Annotated in this window: 16 protein-coding genes; 7 read left to right on the top strand and 9 right to left on the bottom strand. The window is 70.5% G+C overall.

What is annotated here, in order from left to right; genetic code table 11:
• Positions 1 to 25: 25 nt before the first annotated feature.
• The 4 genes from BJ998_RS19650 to BJ998_RS19635 are packed head-to-tail and all read left to right on the top strand — an operon-like array spanning position 26 to position 3,969.
• On the top strand, positions 26 to 1,384 hold the full coding sequence (locus tag BJ998_RS19650; RefSeq protein WP_184863693.1) for an extracellular solute-binding protein: 1,359 nt from the start codon (positions 26 to 28) through the stop codon (positions 1,382 to 1,384).
• Entirely contained in the window at positions 1,381 to 2,250 is an 870-nt protein-coding gene (locus BJ998_RS19645) for a carbohydrate ABC transporter permease (protein ID WP_221338068.1), read from the top strand. Before BJ998_RS19650 ends, BJ998_RS19645 begins: the two co-directional genes overlap by 4 nt.
• Positions 2,251 to 3,066 (top strand): carbohydrate ABC transporter permease, encoded by an 816-nt coding sequence (locus tag BJ998_RS19640; RefSeq protein WP_184863690.1) that lies wholly within the window; start codon positions 2,251 to 2,253, stop codon positions 3,064 to 3,066.
• A gap of 12 nt (positions 3,067 to 3,078) precedes the next feature.
• Positions 3,079 to 3,969, top strand: a complete 891-nt coding sequence (locus BJ998_RS19635; protein WP_184863688.1) for an ROK family protein — start codon at positions 3,079 to 3,081, stop codon at positions 3,967 to 3,969.
• 4 nt (positions 3,970 to 3,973) lie between these two features.
• Here BJ998_RS19635 and mctP read toward each other — a convergent pair whose 3' ends face one another.
• From mctP to BJ998_RS19620, 3 genes are all read right to left on the bottom strand, one after another.
• Positions 3,974 to 5,629, bottom strand: a complete 1,656-nt coding sequence (mctP, locus tag BJ998_RS19630) for a monocarboxylate uptake permease MctP (protein WP_184863686.1) — start codon at positions 5,627 to 5,629, stop codon at positions 3,974 to 3,976.
• On the bottom strand, positions 5,626 to 5,835 hold the full coding sequence (locus tag BJ998_RS19625) for a DUF3311 domain-containing protein (protein ID WP_184863683.1): 210 nt from the start codon (positions 5,833 to 5,835) through the stop codon (positions 5,626 to 5,628). The genes mctP and BJ998_RS19625 overlap by 4 nt, the downstream gene beginning before the upstream one ends.
• 118 nt (positions 5,836 to 5,953) lie before the next feature.
• The gene (locus BJ998_RS19620; protein ID WP_184863681.1) at positions 5,954 to 7,657 is read right to left on the bottom strand and encodes a M4 family metallopeptidase; all 1,704 of its coding nucleotides are present in this window, start codon (positions 7,655 to 7,657) and stop codon (positions 5,954 to 5,956) included.
• Between the two features lie 138 nt (positions 7,658 to 7,795).
• Here BJ998_RS19620 and BJ998_RS19615 point away from each other — a divergent pair, with 138 nt between their 5' ends.
• The 3 genes from BJ998_RS19615 to BJ998_RS19605 all read left to right on the top strand — a co-directional run bounded on the left by BJ998_RS19615 (position 7,796) and on the right by BJ998_RS19605 (position 11,823).
• On the top strand, positions 7,796 to 9,031 hold the full coding sequence (locus BJ998_RS19615) for a pyroglutamyl-peptidase I (RefSeq protein WP_312890216.1): 1,236 nt from the start codon (positions 7,796 to 7,798) through the stop codon (positions 9,029 to 9,031).
• A gap of 132 nt (positions 9,032 to 9,163) precedes the next feature.
• Entirely contained in the window at positions 9,164 to 10,063 is a 900-nt protein-coding gene (locus tag BJ998_RS19610) for a septum formation family protein (RefSeq protein ID WP_184863679.1), read from the top strand.
• A 155-nt stretch (positions 10,064 to 10,218) separates the two neighbouring features.
• Complete coding sequence (locus BJ998_RS19605) at positions 10,219 to 11,823, top strand: alpha/beta hydrolase (RefSeq protein WP_184863677.1); 1,605 nt, start codon at positions 10,219 to 10,221, stop codon at positions 11,821 to 11,823.
• On the opposite strand, the gene BJ998_RS19600 is transcribed toward BJ998_RS19605, so the two are convergent.
• From BJ998_RS19600 to BJ998_RS19575, 6 genes are all read right to left on the bottom strand, one after another.
• On the bottom strand, positions 11,784 to 11,957 hold the full coding sequence (locus BJ998_RS19600; RefSeq protein ID WP_184863675.1) for a hypothetical protein: 174 nt from the start codon (positions 11,955 to 11,957) through the stop codon (positions 11,784 to 11,786). The genes BJ998_RS19605 and BJ998_RS19600 overlap by 40 nt on opposite strands.
• A gap of 173 nt (positions 11,958 to 12,130) precedes the next feature.
• Positions 12,131 to 13,942 carry a phosphoenolpyruvate carboxykinase (GTP) gene (locus BJ998_RS19595; protein ID WP_184863673.1) on the bottom strand — a complete coding sequence of 604 codons (1,812 nt, stop codon included), beginning with the start codon at positions 13,940 to 13,942 and terminating at the stop codon, positions 12,131 to 12,133.
• A 519-nt stretch (positions 13,943 to 14,461) separates the two neighbouring features.
• A complete protein-coding gene (locus BJ998_RS19590; protein WP_184863671.1) occupies positions 14,462 to 15,130 on the bottom strand; it encodes a hypothetical protein in 669 nt (222 codons plus the stop codon).
• A 71-nt stretch (positions 15,131 to 15,201) separates the two neighbouring features.
• The gene (locus BJ998_RS19585) at positions 15,202 to 17,016 is read right to left on the bottom strand and encodes a dynamin family protein (protein ID WP_184863669.1); all 1,815 of its coding nucleotides are present in this window, start codon (positions 17,014 to 17,016) and stop codon (positions 15,202 to 15,204) included.
• Positions 17,013 to 17,333, bottom strand: coding sequence for a nucleotide exchange factor GrpE (gene grpE, locus BJ998_RS19580; protein WP_376775876.1), 321 nt, complete (start codon positions 17,331 to 17,333; stop codon positions 17,013 to 17,015). The genes BJ998_RS19585 and grpE overlap by 4 nt, the downstream gene beginning before the upstream one ends.
• A complete protein-coding gene (locus tag BJ998_RS19575) occupies positions 17,323 to 18,819 on the bottom strand; it encodes a dynamin family protein (protein WP_312890215.1) in 1,497 nt (498 codons plus the stop codon). The genes grpE and BJ998_RS19575 overlap by 11 nt, the downstream gene beginning before the upstream one ends.
• Positions 18,820 to 18,903 lie beyond the last annotated feature (84 nt).

The following is an 18,903-nucleotide window of genomic DNA, read 5'->3' as shown; positions in this document are numbered from 1 at the left end:
CGCAGTCGACCAAGGGGAGGCGCCCATGCGGGCACGCACCATCGCCGCGGGACTGGCCGTCGCCGCGCTGACCCTGCCGCTGGCCGCCTGCGGCGGCGGGGACTCGGCGAGCGGCGACGCCAAGACAATCAAGATCGTCTACCGCAACTACAGCGACTTCCCGCAGATGGACACCTTCATGAAGGCGGTGAAGAAGGAGTTCGAGGCGGCCAATCCCGGCATCACCGCCCAGCTGACCCCGGTGTCCAGTCTGGACAGCGACTACCTGGCCAAGGTGCAGCTGATGCAGCGGTCCCCGTCGACCGCGCCGGACGTGCTGTTCGAGGACAGCTTCAACGTCAACGCGGACGCCGCCGCCGGCTACCTGCTGCCGATCGACGACTACCTGGCCAAGTGGCCGGACTGGAACAGCCAGTTCATCCCCACCACCAAGCAGGCCGGCAAGGCGGTGGACGGCAAGACCTACGCCGTGCCGATGGGCACCGACTCCCGCGGCCTGTGGTTCAACAAGGACATCTTCGCCAAGGCGGGCCTGCCGACCGACTGGCAGCCCAAGACCTGGAACGACGTCCTCGACGCGGCCCGCAAGATCAAGCAGACCCAGCCGGACGTCGAGCCGATGTACATGCCGCTGGGCAAGCCCGCGGCCGAGGCGATGTCCATGCAGTCGCTGGAGATGCTGCTGTACGGCACGCCGACCAAGGACCTGTTCGACGAGAAGGCCGGCAAGTGGGTCGCCCCCAGCAAGGGCTTCGAGGACGCGCTCGGCTACGTGCGGACGGTGATGAACGAGCACCTGGCGCAGACGGCGGCGCAGGCCGAGGACACGCAGTGGGCGCAGACCCAGATGCCGCTGCTGATGTCCCAGGGCAAGATCGGCTTCATGATGGACGGCGGCTGGTACGCCCGGTACTGGGAGCCCGGCGGCGTCGCGCCGTGGCCGGAGTGGTCCAAGACTCTGGGCACCACCACCTTCCCCACGCAGAACGGCCAGGCGCCCGGCAAGGTGACGCTGTCCGGCGGTTGGACCCTCGCGGTCGGCGCATCCACCGGCAACGCCGACGCGTCCGTGAAGTTCATCCAGACCGCGCTGAACAAGGAGAACTCGGCGTCGATCGACGTGGCCTGCTCGTGGCTGCCGGTGCGCGAAGACGTCAAGGCCGACCCGCGGCTGGCCGAGAAGGACCCGACCGAGCCGTTCTGGAGCAGCCTGGTGTCGTTCACCCGGTACCGGCCGACGCTGCCCGAGTACCCGCAGGTCTCCAACGCGATGGACGTGGCCGGTGACTCGGTGGTCAACGGCGGCGATCCGGCCAAGGCCGCGCAGCAGTGGGCCCAGGACGTGGCCAAGGCGGTCGGCTCGGACAAGGTGAAGACCGGTTGAGGCGCTCCCCCCGGCTCGGGGTGTGGCTGCCGCCGCTCGCCCCGTCGATCGTCCTGTTGGGACTGTTCGTCGCCGGCCCGATCCTGTGGTGCTTCTACGCGGCGTTCACCAACTCCGCGCTGAGCGGGATCGCGGCCCGGCGGCCGAAGTTCGTCGGCCTCGACAACTTCACCACGGCGTTCACCAGCCCGGACGTGGCCTCGTCGCTGTGGCTGACGGTGGTCTTCGTGGTGCTGTCGGCCGTCGTCGGGCAGAACGGTCTCGGCATCCTGCTGGCGGTTTTCCTGCAGCATCGCGGAAAGCTGCTGCGCGGCATCGTCGGCACCGTCGTGGTCGCGGCCTGGGTGCTGCCGGAAGTCGTTGCGGCGTTTGCCATCTACGCCTTCCTCAACGCGCAGGGCACGCTGAACGAGGTGCTCGGCTGGTTCGGACTGAGCCAGAACTGGCTCTACACCGCGCCGATGCTGGCCGTTGTGCTGGCCAACATCTGGCGCGGCACGGCCTTCTCGATGCTCGTGTACCAGGCGGCGCTGAGCGAGGTGCCCAGCGACCTGGTCGAGGCGGCGCAGGTCGACGGCGCCGGGCCGGTGCGGCGGTTCTGGCACGTGGTGCTGCCGGTGATCCGCCGGACCGTGGTCACCAACCTGATGCTGATCACGTTGCAGACGCTCGGCGTGTTCGGGCTGATCTACGTGCTGACCGCGGGCGGCCCGGACAACAAGACCCGCACGCTGCCGCTGCTGATGTACGAGCAGGCGTTCAAGTTCGGGCAGATCGGCTACGGCACGGCGATCGCGCTGGTACTGCTGGTGCTCGGCGCGGTCTTCTCCCTGGTCTACATCCGCAGCCTGAAGGCGGAGGTCTGAATGCGCGGGCCCCGCTTGGTGGTCAACCTGGTGCTGCTCGTCGTCGCCGTGCTGTTCGTGGCGCCGCTGCTGTGGCTGGTGACGGCGTCGTTCGACACGCACGGCGGGCTGGCCGCGAAGGTGCCGGGGGAGGCCACCCTGGGCAACTTCGGCCAGATCCTGAACTGGCAGGTGGGCGGCCGGCCGCTGGTGAACGGCCTGCTGATCAGCGCCGGCACGGCGATCATCGCGGTGGTGGCGGCCGTGCTGGCGGCGTATCCGCTGTCCCGCTTCCAGCTGCGGTTCCGGCGACCTTTCCTGTACACGATCCTGTTCACCACCGGCCTGCCGGTGACCGCGATCATGGTGCCGGTGTACGGCCTGTTCGTCCGGCTGTCCCTGGTGGACTCGCTGTGGGGGACGACGGTCTTCCTTGCCGCCACGGCACTTCCGATGGCCATCTGGATGTGCAAGAACTTCATGGACGGCATTCCGGTGAGCCTGGAGGAGGCGGCCTGGGTGGACGGCGCGTCGTCGCTGCAGGCGCTGCGCTCGATCGTGCTGCCGCTGATGGCGCCGGGCGTGGCCGTGGTCGGGATCTTCACGTTCATCACGGCCTGGGGCAACTTCTTCGTGCCGTTCGTGCTGCTGCTCGACCCGGACAAGATGCCGGCCTCGGTGGGTATCTTCTCGTTCTTCGGCCAGAACGGGCTCGTCGCCTACGGGCAACTGGCGGCGTATTCGATCCTGTACACCGCGCCGGTGCTGGCCCTGTATCTGGTGGTGTCCCGGTGGCTGGGCGGCGGCTTTAGCATGGCGGGAGCAGTCAAGGCCTAGGGAGGAACTCCGGTGACCGACCACGTGCTGGCGCTCGACGTGGGCGGCACCAAGATCGCCGCTGGGCTCGTCGACTCGCGCGGGGCCGTGCTGCGCCGCGCCGTCCGGCCCACCCCCGCGCATGACGCCGAGCTGGCCTGGCAGGCCGTCGCCGACCTGGTGGCCGAGGTGCTGGACGGCACCACGCCGAGCGCCGTCGGCATCGGCTCCGCCGGGCCCGTCGACACCGACGCCGGCACCGTCAGCCCGATCAACATCAACGGCTGGCAGGCCTTCCCGCTGCGCGACCGGGTGCAGTCCCTGCTGCCCGGCGTGCCCGTCGCGCTGGCCGGCGACGGGTTGTGCATCGCCCTCGGCGAGCACTGGCTCGGGGCCGGCCGGGGCAGCCGGTTCATGATCGGCATGGTGGTGTCCACCGGCGTCGGCGGCGGCCTCGTGCTGGACGGCAAGCCGTTCGGCGGGCGGACCGGCAACGCCGGGCACATCGGGCACGTCGTCGCCGAGCCCGACGGCTGGCCGTGCACCTGCGGTGGCCGGGGCTGCGTCGAGACCGTCGCCGGCGGGCCGAACATGGTGCGGTGGGCCCGTGAACAGGGCTGGTCCGGCGCCGACGCCATTGAGCTGGAGCGCTCCGCCCGCGCCGGCGATTCCGTTGCGGCAGCGGCATTCGAGCGCGCCGGCCGGGCCGTCGGCCTGGCCATCGCCGCAGCCGCCGCCGTCTGCGACCTGGACCTGGCGGTCATCGGCGGCGGCATCGCCCGCGCCGGCAACCTGCTGTTCGACCCCATCCGGCGCACCCTCGACGTGCACGCCGGCCTGTCGTTCCTGCGCGGGCTCCGGGTCGTGAAAGCAGAACGCGACGACTCCGGACTGATCGGAGCCGCCGCGCTCGTGCTGCTGTGAGGACCTACCCGAGGGCGATCTCCTTCAGCTTCGGGTTGCCCTCGTCGGCGTCGTAGTCCGCGGTGTTGGTCTGGTCGAGGCCGTTGAACCACTTGGCCTGGCGGGCGATCAGCGTCACGATCACCGCGACGACCAGGTTGGCCACCAGGGCCACCGCGCCGACGTAGATCTGCACGGTCGAGCCGGCGAAGGGGTGCCAGCCGAACAGCGAGATGTTGCCGGTGGCCAGCGCCGAGCCGCCGAAGTGGGCGTGGCCGTTGGCCGGGTTGGGGATGGTGTAGAGCAGGTACAGGCCCCAGCCCATGCCGACGATCCAGCCGGCGACCAGGCCCCAGCGGTGCAGCCACCGGGTGTACAGGGCGATGGCCACCGCGGGCAGCGTCTGCAGGATGATCACGCCGCCGATCAGCTGCAGGTCGATGGAGAACTGCGGGTCGACGAACAGCACGAAGGCGACCGCGCCGAACTTCACCACCAGCGAGGCGAGCTTGGCCTGGGTGGCCTCCTGCTTGGCGGTGGCGTTGCGGTGGAAGTACTCCTTGTAGATGTTGCGGGTCCACAGGTTGGCCGCGGCGATGGACATGATCGCGGCGGGCACCAGAGCGCCGATGCCGATGGCGGCGAAGGCGATGCCGGCGAACCAGGCCGGGAACTGCTGGCCGAACAGCACCGGCACGATGGTGTTGGAGTCCGGCTTGCCGGTGGCCTGGTTGACGATCGGCTTGGCCCCGGAGACCAGCGCGACGTAGCCCAGCAGCGCGAGCAGACCCAGCACCAGCGAGTACGCCGGCAGCGCCACCATGTTCTTCTTGATCACTGTCCGGCTCTTGGACGCCAGGATGCCGGTGACCGAGTGCGGGTACAGGAACAGCGCCAGCGCCGAGCCGAGGGCCAGGGTGGCGTACTGCAGCTGGTTGGTCGGGCCGAGCAGCGTGGAGCCGAAGGGCTTGCCGGTGGTCGGGTTGGTCTTGGCCAGCGCCGTCGAGGCCTGGTCGAAGATGTGGCCCCAGCCGCCGAGCTTGGACGGCAGGTAGACCACGGCAACGATGATCACCAGGTAGATCAGCGCGTCCTTGACGAACGCGATGAGCGCCGGAGCGCGCAGACCGGACTGGTAGGTGTAGACCGCCAGGATGACGAAGGCGATGAACAGCGGCAGGTGGCCGAGCAGGCCGCTGCCGTTGACGCCCATGGTCCGCAGCACCGACTCCAGACCGACCAGCTGCAGCGCGATGTACGGCATGGTGGCGACGATGCCGGTGATGGCGATCAGCAGCGCCAGCAGCGAGGAGCCGTAGCGGCCGCGCACGAAGTCGGCGGGCGTGACGTAGCCGTGCATGCGGGACACCGACCACATCCGCTGCAGCGGCAGGAAGACGATCGGGTACAGCACGACGGTGTAGGGCAGCGCGTAGAAGCCGAGCGCGCCGGCGCCGAAGATCAGCGCGGGCACGGCGACAAAGGTGTACGCGGTGTACAGGTCGCCGCCGACCAGGAACCAGGTGATCCAGGAGCCGAACTTGCGGCCGCCGAGTCCCCACTCGTCCAGGTGATCCAGGGTGCTGCCGGCCTGCCACCGCGACGCCATGAAGCCCATCACGGCGACCAGCACGAACAGCACGAGGAAGACGACGAGCTGCACGATCTGGGAGGTGGTCATCTGCGCTCACCCCGGCTCTTGGCGTAGACGATCCCGACGCAGATGACGCCGACCGGCACGAACAGGAACTGGTACCAGTAGAAGAACGGCAGGCCGAAGACCCGGGGCCCGTCGAAGTTGTACCACGGCGTGATCAACATCAGCAGCGGGACCAGCAGCAACAGGTTCCACGGGTTCCACCGCCGCGGTGGCGGTTCACTCGACATGACATCCTCCCGGCGTTGCGGATGAAGCGGATGTTAAGCCGGGATGATCGAGCTCGCCCTGATCAGGTGAACAGGTGTCTCAATTGTGACCGTTCGGGTGCTGAAACCACGGATCCGGTCACTGGGGCGCCTGATCCAGCTGGGTGGCGGCCACCGCGTCGGCGACCTGCGCACAGTCGTCCTGCGTGATGCCGGCGACGCCCGCGGTCAGGTTGGCCTGGCACGACACGGCCAGCGCGTTGCCCAGGTCCTGGAACGTGGACCGCGGGGTGAGCAGGTTCTCCACGCCGAACCACACCTGCACGGCCTTGGTCACGCCCAGTCCGCGCACGGTCCGACCGTTGAACGTGGCGCCGTCGGTGATCAGGAATGCCGCCTTGTTCACCACGCCGTCGTTGGCGTGCGGGTCGGGGTTGTCGGTGACCCAGAACGGGCCGTTGACCCGGTCCGGCTGCTGGAACCGCTGCGGGTTGCGCATGTCCCTGATGACGCCGATGGCCGAGCCGGCGCCGATGGACCACCGGTTCGCGCCGGCGTCGTTCGGGTCGCCGGCGGTGATGCCGATGAACTTGCCGAACACGTCGGACATGCCCTCGTTGAGCGCGTCGGCCTGGCCGCCCTGCAGGCCGGAGGTGTGCTGGGTGACGCCGTGGGTGAGTTCGTGGCCGGTGATGTCCTCGGTGGTGACGCCCTCGCCGAAGGCCATCTGCTCGCCGTCCCAGAACGCGTTGAGGAACGGGCAGCGCTCGCCGACCAGGCAGACCCGCACGGTGCCGCGGATCGCCTTGCCGGTGCCGTCGCCGTAGTCGGCGCCGATCAGCGTGGTCAGGTCGAGCCCGGTGAACCGGGCGTAGAAGTTCTGCGCGTCGCCGAAGAACTTGAACACGGAGCCGACGTCGCCGGCGGTCGAGCCGCTCCGCTCGGTGCGCACCAGCGGGAACGCCGTCCCGCAGCGCACCGAGGCCAGGCTGCCGCTGACCAGTCGCCGTCGCGCGTCGCAGACGTCCCGGTTGCTCGCCTCCCGGGTCTCCGACCAGGACTGGACCACGTCGGTGCGGTTGGCGCCGACGACCATGGACCACTGCTGGTCGGCCCGCGAGCCGCGGATGTGCACCACATAGACCGGTTTGGCGACGGCCGCCCCGGTCGTGCCGCCCAGCGTCGGGTCCCACCAGTACTGGTCGGTGGACTGCACGCTCAGGTCCTTCGCCGACAACTTCTTCGCGTCGGCGGTCGCGGTCACGGCCTTCTGGCCGGCGGCCTGCACGGTCCGCGAGGTGTCGGCCGGGAAGCCGCCGGACCGGGCGCGGGCGGTCTTGCCGACCGCGCTGACCAGGGAACCGTCCTTGGCCAGGGCCTGCACGATCTGGCCACCGAACACCGGCACGCCGCCGATCGTCTGCTGGTAGCGCACGACCGTGCCGAACGGCACCGGGCGCACGTCGGCGACCCGCAGCGTGTCCGGGTCGACCTGCCAGACCTGGGCGATGTCGGCCAGGTGCGACTGCGCGGCGGCCAGCGGGGAGCTGCCGCCGGTCGAGGGGAGCGGGGTCCGCGGCAGCATGCCGACGACGCGTCCGGTCGCGTCGGTCTGCACGGTGAGCTGCGCCTGCACGGCGGTGGTCGGCGTCGGCGCGGCCGTCGACGAGCGCGGCGGCGGGCCGGGCAGCGGCACCGCGGGCGGGTCGTCACCGCCGGTCAGCTCGTTGGCAAACGCTTGCACCTTGGCGCTCGGGGTCGCCACGGCGACCAGCACACCGGCCGCGATCAACACCGCCGCGCCGATGATCGCCACGTCCCCGGCCAAGCCCCTGCGTGCCATTCGCGTGACCTCCGCACGAAACCATCCACTTGCCCGTGTTGCTCTACGCACGCGTCCACAACACTCGTTCACGTGGCGATTGCGAAGAAACTTCACATTTTGGCCCCTGCCGCCCTGGCGTTGTGTCTGCTAAGCCCGGTGGCCGCGCACGCGGCGCCGTCGGCGCAGTGCTTCAGCCCGAACGCCAAGCTCACCGTCGAGGAGCAGCGGCTGACCGCGACCATGCCGGCCGGTGGCCCGGCCGTCGGCCCCACCCTGGTCAGCCAGGCCGGCTTCGACCCGCTGGTCGGCGACTTCACCACCAAGCTGTGCGCCGCCAAGTCCACGACGGCGGCACGACAGCTGGTCACCGCGGCGGGCGACAACCTCTGGCAGACCTCCGTCGACCGCGCCCAGGGCCGCCGCCCCGGCATGGGCACGCTCGACCAGCACGACGACCGCCCGCTCTACTGGGCCCGGCTGCAGATGAGCAAGGCGCTGCGGCAGTGGCAGCCGAAGTTCGCCCTGTCGGCTGCCACCCGCACCGCCCTGCTCACCGCGCTCGACCACGGCTCCCGCGGCCTGGACTCGGACAAGCTGCCGGACGGCGCCGGAGTCAAGAAGATCATGGTCAGCGGCTTCGACCCGTTCGAGCTGGACGGCGCCGGGGTGCGCATCTCCAACCCGGCCGGCGCGGCCGCGCTGCAGCTGGACGGCCTGACCATCAGCACGCCGAACGGTCCGGCCGTGGTGCAGGCGGTGACGTTCCCGGTCGTGTGGGGCTACTTCGACCAGGGCATCGTCGAGGCGGCGTACGGCACGGCGCTCGCCGACGCGGCGCACCGGCCGGACATGATCATCACGATCAGCCAGGGCCGCCCCGACCAGTTCGACATCGAGCGCTGGGCCGGCGACTGGCGCGGCGGCTTCCCGGACAACAACGACGCCAGCTCCACCGGACCGGTCCCGGCCGCCGCCGGCTGGCCGCAGCCCGACGACCAGTTCATCGAGACCACGCTGCCCTACCAGCAGATGCAGGCCACGCCGACCGGCAGCTACAAGGTCAACTTCGACCTGCTGTTCTGCGTGTGGTCGGACAGCTCGCACCCGGGCACCGGCCAGCAGGTCTGCCGCACCGACGCGCCGAAGCCGGGGGAGATCGCCGCGCAGGGCGGCGGCGGTGACTACCTGTCCAACGAGAGCATGTACCGGTCCAACCGGGTCCGGCTGGGCCTGGGCGCGACCGCCGTGCGCGGCGGCCACCTGCACACGCCGGTGCTGGGCGACCCGGCCGGCACGACCGCGCTGACCGATCCGGCCTTCGAGGCCCGCCGGACCGCCATCGTCAACCAGACGGTGGCGCTGGTCACAGCCGCGGCGAATGGTTTGAGCTGATCCTGGGTAGCCGACCTGGGGGATGTTCGCCCGCCACGCATTGTCGGAGCATCCCTCAGGTCATTGCCAGCTTGACCACCGGTTGAGCCGGTACGGTCGAACGACCGATAGCCGAATTGGACGAGGAGGTCGATGGTGCGGCGCGGCTGGACGGCGGTCATCGTGCTGGCATTGGTTGGCATGGTGGGCGCCTGCGGCAGACCGGCCATGGACCTGTCCGACGCGCTCACGCCCACCCCGAGCTCACCGGACAACGCGGCCGGCGCGGCTCCGTTGCCGATGCCGCAGGTGGACAGCGGCGGGGTCCGGCGGGACGCGCTGCCGGCCGTCGGCGCGTGCATCGACGCCGACCACCAGACCGTCACGTGCGCCGAGCCGCACCAGGGCGAGGTGACCCTGGTCGGCGACCTGCCGGACGGACTGCCCAGCGCGCTGCCCGACGACACCACGATGACCAGGGCGGCGCTGCCGTCCTGCCGGGACGCGCTCGGCGAGTACCTGGGCAGCAAGGACGCCGACGCCACCGACCTCCAGGCGTGGGCGTTCTGGCCGCAGGCCGACGCGTGGACGCACGGCGAACGCTGGCTGGTCTGCGCCGCCACGCAGATCGACTCCGCCGGCAACCCGATCACCATCACCGGCTCGCTGCGGCGGGTCCTGGCCGGCGCCGGCTTCGCCCACTACCAGACCTGCACGGTCAGCTCGCCGTCACAGAGCCAGACCCTGAAGTTCGGCGCCTGCGACAAGCCGCACCTGGGCGAGGCGATGCCGGGAGTGCAGGCGCTGGGCCGGTCCACCGACCCGATGCCGGCGACGGACACCATCAACCAGATCGCCCGCAACCGGTGCTCGCAGGAGCTGACCAGCTATTTGGGCACCGATTCGCGATCGGACGTCACCTACACCTGGCGCGCCCCGGACACCCGGCAGGCGTGGGCCCAGGGGTACACCAACCTCATCTGCTACGCCGAAGCTGCCCGACCGGTCGACGCGCGACTCCAGAACATCGGAAACCGCCCCCTTCCGGGCTGACAGCCGTTTCGGCCGGTCAGCCGCTGACCGGGCGCCGTCCGTTCGCGGCGGCACCCGGTCGGCCGTCACCGGAAAACCGACGAATGGCCCTGACGCGGGCCGCCGACGACGCGATGAGCTGAGCCCCTTCTGACCGTGCTGAAGGGGGCTCTCGAGTGCGTAGATCGTTTCTCGCCGTCGCGCTGGCGGCGGCCACCGGCGCCACGCTGTTAGCGGCGGCGCCGGCCGCGTCGGCGGCGGGCGGGCCGGCGGCGGCCGTGCCGGCCAAGTACCTGGCCCAGCAGATCGCCTGGAAACCGTGCTTCAACCCGGTGCCGCCGGGCCTGCCGCCCGGCTCGGAGCGGATGCTGTGCGGCACCTTCGCGGCGCCGATGGACTGGAGCCATCCCACCGCGCACCAGGACATCTCCATCGCGGTGAGCAAGCTGCCGGCCACCGGCCCGTCGAAGGGCTCGGTGCTGCTCAACCCCGGCGGCCCGGGCGGCCCGGGCCTGACCATGCCGCTGTCCTTCCTGGACCGGACCAAGCTGACCGGCGCCGAGGACCTGATCGGCTTCGACGTGCGCGGCACCGGCAACAGCAGCAACACCACCTGCAACGGCGGCCTGGACATCGGGTCCACCCTGGACTACCGCGACCGCAGCCCCGGCAACATCAACCTGCTGCTGAACTCGGCCAAGCTGACCGCCCAGTACTGCCAGCAGTTCGGCGGCGAGTTCGGGCCGTTCGTGAACACCGAGCAGACCGTGAAGGACCTGGACCTGCTGCGGGCGCTGCTGGGCCGAGACAAGATCAACTGGGTCGGCTACTCCGGCGGCACCTGGCTCGGCGCCTACTACGCCACCTACTTCCCCAACCGGGTCGGCAAGTTCGTGCTGGACTCCAACACCGAGTTCACCACCGACTGGCAGGACTCGTTCGACTGGCAGCCGCTGGGCTTCCAGCGCCGGTTCCAGCAGGACTTCCAGCCGTGGGCGGCGAAGTACGACTCCACCTTCCACCTCGGCACGACGGCCGAGGCCGTGAACCAGACGTACGAGCAGCTGCGGGCCAAGATGGCCGCCAGCCCGGTCGTCATCGGCGGCACCAGCTACAACGGGGTCGCGCTGGACAACATGATCGTCGGCGCCATGTACTCGTCGAGCAGCTTCACGGCGCTCGCGCAGAACTTCGGCATCCTGGAGGCGGCCGTCGGCGGTGGCGGCGCGTTCGCGGCGCACGCCAGGCAGGCGCTGCTGCCGATCTCGGCGGACGCGTTCCTGTCCACGTTCACCTCGATCCTGTGCAACGACACGCCGTGGCACGGCAACCGGCAGTCGCTGATCCGGCAGTCCGGCGAGGCCGGCCGGAAGTACCCGCTGATCGGCTACTCCACGATCAGCCAGCCGTGCCTGTCCTGGAACCGGCCGAACCTGCGGATGCCCACGCCCACCGGCCGTGGCGTGCCGCCGCTGCTGATGGTCCAGGACACGCACGACCCCGCGACGCCTTACGAGGGCGCGGTGCTGGCGCACAAGGGCTTCGCCAACTCCCGACTGCTGACCGTGCAGAACCAGGGCGATCACGGCATCTACGCCTCGACCGGCAACTCCTGCGTGGACAACACCGTCGAGTCGTTCATCGTCGACGGGGTGGTGCCGGCGCACGACCTCACCTGCGACGGCGTGCCGCTGCCCGGCCCCGGCCAGGCCGCGCCGTCCGCGCTGGCCAAGGCCGCGGCCTACCGCGCGGCGGCGGGATCGCTGCCGAGCTCGAGCTGATCTGTCGTCGTCGGCGGGGAGGCCTGCTCCCCGTCGGCGACGGTGGTCTTCCGGGCGGATCTGGACAACGCGATGGTCGCCATCGGTAGGGCGATCGCCGCGAGCACCAGCATCGCCAGCGCCGCGAAAATCACGGGGCACCTCCTCCTTCGTCAGGAGGACGCCGAACGCCGGTGCCCGGTTGCTCACTCGTCCGGCGGACATACAGCGGCCGGTGGAGTCACGTCATCGGGACTCCACCGGCCGAAGTGTGCGAGGCATCGGCCCCCGAAGGGGCCGAGCCGCGCGCGGAACGCGCGCCGAAAACTCAGCCCAGGCGCTGCTTCAGGGCCTCGAACTCGTCACGCAGCGAGGTCGGCAGCTTGTCGCCGATCTTGGCGAACCACTCCTCGATCAGCGGCAGCTCGGCCCGCCACTCGTCGGCGTCGAACGCCAGCGCGGCGGCGACGTCCTCGGCCGGCGCGTCCAGGTTGGACAGGTCGAGGTCGGCCGGCGTCGGCACGTGGCCGATCGGCGTCTCCTCGGCGGCGGCCGTGCCCTCCAGCCGCTCGATGGCCCACTTCAGCACCCGGCTGTTCTCGCCGAACCCGGGCCACAGGAACCGCTTGTCCTCGCCGCGGCGGAACCAGTTCACGTAGAAGATCTTGGGCAGCTTCTCCGCGTTGGCGTTCTTGCCCAGCTGGATCCAGTGGTTGAAGTAGTCACCGGCGTGGTAGCCGATGAACGGCAGCATCGCCATCGGGTCGCGACGCACCACGCCGACCTGGCCGACGGCCGCGGCCGTGGTCTCGCTGGACAGGGTGGCGCCCATGAACACGCCGTGCTGCCAGTCGCGGGACTCGGTGATCAGCGGCACCGTGGTGGCGCGGCGGCCGCCGAAGAAGATCGCCGAGATCGGCACGCCCTTGGGATCGTCCCACTCCGGCGCCAGGATCGGGCACTGCTGCATCGGCGTGCAGTAGCGGGAGTTCGGGTGCGAGGAGAGGTCGGTCGACGCCGGCGTCCAGTCCTGCTTCTTCCACGAGGTGAGGTGCTCGGGCTTCTCGCCCATGCCCTCCCACCAGATGTCGCCGTCGTCGGTGAGGGCGACGTTGGTGAAGATCGAGTTGCCGCGCTCGATGGTGCGCATGGCGTTCGGGTTGGTGTGGTAGTCGGTGCCCGGCGCGACGCCGAAGAAGCCGTACTCCGGGTTGACCGCGTACAGCCGGCCGTCCTCGCCGAAACGCATCCAGGCGATGTCGTCGCCGAGCGTCTCCACTCGCCAGCCCGGGATGGTCGGCTCCAGCATGGCCAGGTTGGTCTTGCCGCAGGCCGACGGGAAGGCGGCCGCGATGTAGTGGACCTTGTTCTCCGGCGAGATCAGCTTGAGGATCAGCATGTGCTCGGCCAGCCAGCCCTCGTCGCGGGCCATCGCCGAGGCGATGCGCAGCGAGTAGCACTTCTTGCCCAGCAGCGCGTTGCCGCCGTAACCGGAACCGAACGACCAGATCAGCCGCTCCTCCGGGAAGTGGGTGATGTACTTCGTGTCGTTGCACGGCCACGGCACGTCGTCCTGGCCCGGCTCAAGCGGCGCGCCCACGGAATGCAGCGCCTGCACGAAGTCGGCGCCGTCGGTGAAGCGGGCCAACGCCTTCTCGCCCATGCGGGTCATGATGCGCATCGAGGCGACGACGTATTCGGAATCGGTGATCTCCACGCCCAGCATGGGTTTCTCGGCGCTCAGCGGCCCCATGCAGAACGGAATGACATACATCGTGCGACCACGCATGCAGCCCCGGTAGAGCTCGGTCATGATGGTCTTCATCTCGGCCGGGTCCATCCAGTTGTTCGTCGGGCCCGAGTCGGCCGGGTCGACGGAACAGATGAACGTGCGCTCCTCGACGCGGGCGACGTCGGTCGGATCCGACGCGGCCCAGTAGGAGTTCGGCTTCTTCTTCAGCGGCACGAAGGTGCCCGCGTCGACCAGGGCCGCGTTGATGCGCTTCGACTCCTCCTCGGAGCCGTCCACCCAGACCACCCGGTCCGGCGTGGTCAGCTCCGCCACCTCCTGCACCCAGGTCAGGAGTCGTTCGTTGGTGGTCGGTGCCTGGTCGAGACCGGGGATGGTCAGTGCGGTCATCTCGTCTCCTGCCCTGGGGTCTGCCGGACGAAAGCACAGGGACGCCGCTGTCCCTGTTGCAGACGACGGCGTCCGTGGAAATGCGCAACCACACCCGGCGGCGTCCGGGTGTGAGGCGTTTAGGGGATGCCCAACTGTATCCGGGTTACACACCGGTGGCCGACCGTTCACCTGTCAGCCACCTCACATAAGCGATCAAGGAATCGATTCAGCACTCTTTTCGCGCACACTTCGGGGCCGAAAAGGGATCAATGAGAGCGCTTCCACCGTGTAACGGCGGTCACTCCGGAATCGTTTCTGAATACCCATTGGTTCAGACCATCACGGACCACGTGGATCAACCCCACGAAATGCGTCCACGAAAAGAGACATCCCCGACACCGGATGGTATCGGGGATGTGTCCGGGCTTACCTGCGACCACCGCCACGATGGGTTGCGGTCCGGCGGGGACGGGGTCGGGCGCGCCAGCCGGACGGCGTCGGTCCGGCTGGAGTCGGCCCGGCAGGGGGAGCCCTCGGTCAGGTCCACTCGCCGGTGGCGGAGTCCGTGCGGACGATGCCCTGACCGTCGGCCTGCTGCTCCTCGCCGCCCCACGACCGGTCGTCGGCCCCGAACTGGAGCAGGCTCGCGGCGTTGTCCCGCTGGTAGTTGCCGCCGCCGTCGATGTGGCCGTGCTCGATCTCGGTCCACTGGTGCTCGCCGGTGTGCTCGGAGATGGTGACCTGCCCCTTGGCGTCGATCTCCATCGCGTAGTCGGCCCTGCCGTCGCCGTCGGTGTCCGTGTACAGGAACGTGTTGCCCTCGGCGTCCGTGACCACCGCGGTGTCGTTGTGCCCGCTGTTGGTGGTGTCGGCGGTGGCGGGGCCGACGTTCTGCTCGCCGTGCTCGGTGTCGACGGTCATGGAGCCGCTGCCGGCGGCGGTGGCCTGGGTCCACTGGCCGGTGGCGCCGTCGAAGTGGGTCTGGCCGATCATCTGGCCGTTGGCGTCGTACCGGGTGGCCAGGTCGGCGGTGCCGTCGTGGTCGGTGTCGGTGTAGTCGACGCGGCCGCCGTCGTCGCCGTCGATCTCGGCGGTGTCCATGGTGCCGTCGTTGTGGTAGCTCTCCGACGCCTCTTCGGTGTACTCGTGGCCGTCGACCTCGATCTTCAGCTCGTGACCGTCGGCGCCGCTGTTGTCGATGTACACCGCACTACCCCCGTCTCCGCTGCTTGTTGCCGGTTGGACTCACGGTAGGGCGGATCGGTTCCCGCAACCACTCAACTCCGGTCCCGCAGCTGCCGCATGGTGGTCAGCAGCGCCTCGCCGCGGTCCCGGGCGGCGGTCACCTCGGCCAACTGCCGGCCGACGGCCTGCTGCCGGCCGGCCCGCTCGGAGGCGTCCAGCTTGAGGGCCTTGTCCACCTCGCGGAGCTCCTCCTCGATGGCCTCGATCCGGCTGGTCAGGGCCTCGTCGAGGGCGAGCGACAGCTGCCCTTCGGCGTCGATGAGCTGCTCGGACACGAGCTGGTCCAGCGTGGACCGGGCGTCGGCGAGGGCGTCGGACAGCCACTGCCGCATGTGCTGCTTGTCGGCGAGGTGCTTGCGGGTGCGGGCCATCCAGTAGCCGGCGCCGAGGCCGAGCACGATGGTCACCGGCAGCACGATCGGGTTGAGCGCGGCGACGCCGATGCCGGCCAGCGGGAGTGCGGCGATGCGGCCCGCGCCCATGCCGCCGGAGATGCCCATGAACACCAGCAGCCGGTCCTCGGCCGTCGCCGCCCGCTTCTCCGGCGCCCGCAGCATCACCGGCGGGTGGGCGCCGCGGGCGAACTGGGCGCGGATCACGGCCAGCTCCTCGGCGGAGAACAGCTCGGCGAGCGCGGCGTCGGCGGCCCGGCTCAGCCGGTCGGCCAGCACGGCGTTGATCCGCGCCGAAATCACCTGCAACGCGGCGTCCAACTGCTGCGGGAGCGCGGCCAAGGCATCCTTGCCGGCGGTGTCGATGGCCTGCCGGAACCACGACTGCGCGTCCCGGACCTGCCGGCTGACCTCGTGCAACGACTCCAGCCGGGCCCGCTGGACCTCGGTGCGGAGCTTGACCTGCCAGCTCCGGGTGGACGACTTTCGCTCGGCGGCGAGCTTGTCGCGGCGGGCCCGCAGCGCGTCGGCCTCCTCGTGGCCGGTCTCCAACGCCCGCGCGGACGCCTGCAGCCGGACCACGACCGCGCCGATCGCGGTGGTCAGCGTGCGTAGGGCATTGGCCTCGGCCAGCATCAGCGACCGGCCGACGACCAGCTCCTGCACGGCGACCTGCAGGTCGCCAACGCCGGACTTCTCCCGCAGCATCGCGGCCGCGTCGGGGTTCGGGGCCTTGGCGGCCATCTCGAACATGCGCGGCGACACGGCGTGGAACTTCGCACCGGCGAACCGCGGCGCATGTTCGGCCAGCAGTTTCTGGTCGGCGTCGAGCACCTCACGCCAGCCCCGGAACTGGTCCACCTTGGTCAGCGCGAACAGCACGGTCTCGACGCGTTCGCCGACGGTGGCGAGAAAGTCCAGCTCTCCCTTGGTGAACGGCGACGAAGCGTCCACAACGAACAGCAGCGCGGTCGCCGTCGCGGCGGCCTCGGCGGCCAGTTCCCCGTGCATCGAGTTGAGGCCGCCGACGCCAGGAGTGTCCACGATGGACAGTCGCTGCAGCAGCGGGATCGGGGCCTGCACCTCGACGTGCCGAGGGGGCTGCTGCTCAAGGCCGGTGACCCAGCGGCCCAGGTCCTCGATCGGGAAGTCGATCGGTTCGGCGTAGCAGGCGCGCGCCGCCCACGACTCGCCGTGCCGCAGCACGAGGTAGCTGGCGGTGGCCACGTCGGCGTCCACAGGGGACAGTCCTGGCGTCGCGATCAGGGCATTGACCAGGGAACTCTTGCCCCGATTCGTCTCGCCCACGACCACGATCGACGGCGTGGAAGCCCGGCCGGCTAGCGCCTTGTCGACCTGGTCGGCAGCGCGCTTGTCGTGCTCGCGCAGCAGCGCCGACAGGCGCTCCCGGGCCTGCTTGACCAGCTGCGGCAGCTGCGGGGTCGGCGCGGTCACGACGAATCCCGTGCGGCGTAGACGATGACGATCGGCGCCCGCAGCGACTGGCCGCGGTCGACGAACCCGGGAACCTCGGTCTCGGCGATCAACCCGACCCGCGCGGGGTCGTCGGTCGGCTCGGTGCCGCCGGCCTCGTGCACGGCCGGGTCGAACCGCTCGCCGTCCGGCCGCACCGCCCGCACCCCGACCTCGGCCAGCCCGGCCTCCAGTCGCTCCACCACGCCGGCGCTGCGTGCCCGGTCCAGTGCGTACAGGCACATCCTGATCAGCGCCTTGCGCTCGCCGAGCGCCTGCTCCAGCAGTTCAGCCTCCACTGGCCCCCCTCAGTTGCTGCCAGATGAGGAAATATGCCCGGTGCACGACGTGCGCGACCCGGCTTTGCGCGGGAGTGGCCCCGAACGAGGCGAACGAGCGCCACCAGCCGGCCCGCTCCAGCGCGTAGGCGACGAGCTCGTGCGGCGGCCGGCCGACCAGGCCCAGCTGCTCCGGAATGCTGCCGGAGCCGCCGACCCGCAGCACCTCCTCGGCCAGGTCCTCGGGCATCGAAACGGCGTTCGTGGTGATCAACGTCAACGCTTCGAGCAGCCGCAGCTGGTGCGCCTCCGGCCGGCCGAGCAGCTGCTCGATGGCGTCGTGCACCCGCTGCCGCTCGCCCGGGTCGCCGGCCGCGAGCGCCGTCACGGAGGCCAGCGCGGCGGCGGCCTTGATGCCGTCGGCGCGAGCCCGGAACACGCCGTCGAGCTTCGCCCGGACGCCGTCGAGCCCGGAGGCGTCGAGCAGCGCCCGGCGCAGCGCGCCGGCGGTGATGCCCGGCTCGGCGTGGATCGCCCGCACCGCGCGGTCGATGCCGTACAGGTCGAGCTTGGCCAGCAGGCGGGACCGCGTCGCCGACGGCACCGCGCACTCCCAGGTGGTGAACAGGTCCGCCGACATCAGCATCGTCTGCCAGCTGGCCTCGTCCAGCTCGGCCAGCGCGCGCAGGGCGTCGGCGTCGGCCGAGGTGAACGCCCCGGACTCGGCGGACTCGGCCAGCAGCCCGATCATCGGCAGCACGCCCGCGACCCGGGGCCGCAGCGCCGCCGCCTGCTTGCCGGCGAGGATCGCGGCCGCCCGCCAGACCTCGCCGTCCGAGCCGGCGACCGACTCCGGCGGGATGGTGTCCACCTTGTTCAGCACGGCGATGGCGTTGACCGGGCCGGCGTCGCGGCCGGCGGTCGCCGCGGTGAAGGCCCGCAGCGTCTCCTGGTCGTCGGCGCGGACCGTCTGCGTGAAGACGTAGAGCACGGCCTCGGCGCCGGCGACCGCGTCCCGCGACACCTGGTCCAACAGCTTCTCGGTGCGGGCGACCGACGCCGAGTCCAGCGAACCCAGACCCGGCGTGTCGATCACGGTGAGTTCCCGCAGCACCTCGTTCGTGAGATACGCCTCGAGGTGCGACACGGTCTCCACGTCCACGTCGAGGTCGGCGGGGATCGTGCCGTCAGCGTCGAACGGCAGCACCCGCCGCGAGCCGTCGACGCCGACGACCTCGATGCGGTCCACCGCGCCGTACTGGAACCGGGTCACCAGGCGGGTGCACTCGCCGACGCCGACCGGTGCCACCCGGCGCCCGATCAGAGCGTTGACCAGCGTGGACTTGCCGGACTTGATGCGCCCGGCGACGGCCACCTGCAGCGGCGCGGACAGCCGGCGCAGCACCTCGTCGAAGCCGGCGGCGGTGGCCGGGCCGACCTGCGGCCGCAGCGTCTGGACCAGCCGCGCCACCGCGGCGGACAGCGGTCCGGCCAGGGAGGACGTCACCCGGCAGATGGTGCCATGCCGGCGAAGTGGATCACTCATTCTGGGGTAGCACCGGGTAGTCGTACCGGAGAGTGACGCTGGCGG

This window comes from Kutzneria kofuensis (genome assembly GCF_014203355.1).
Taxonomy (GTDB): Bacteria; Actinomycetota; Actinomycetes; order Mycobacteriales; family Pseudonocardiaceae; genus Kutzneria; species Kutzneria kofuensis.
This window is presented reverse-complemented; position numbering and strand designations above follow the sequence as displayed.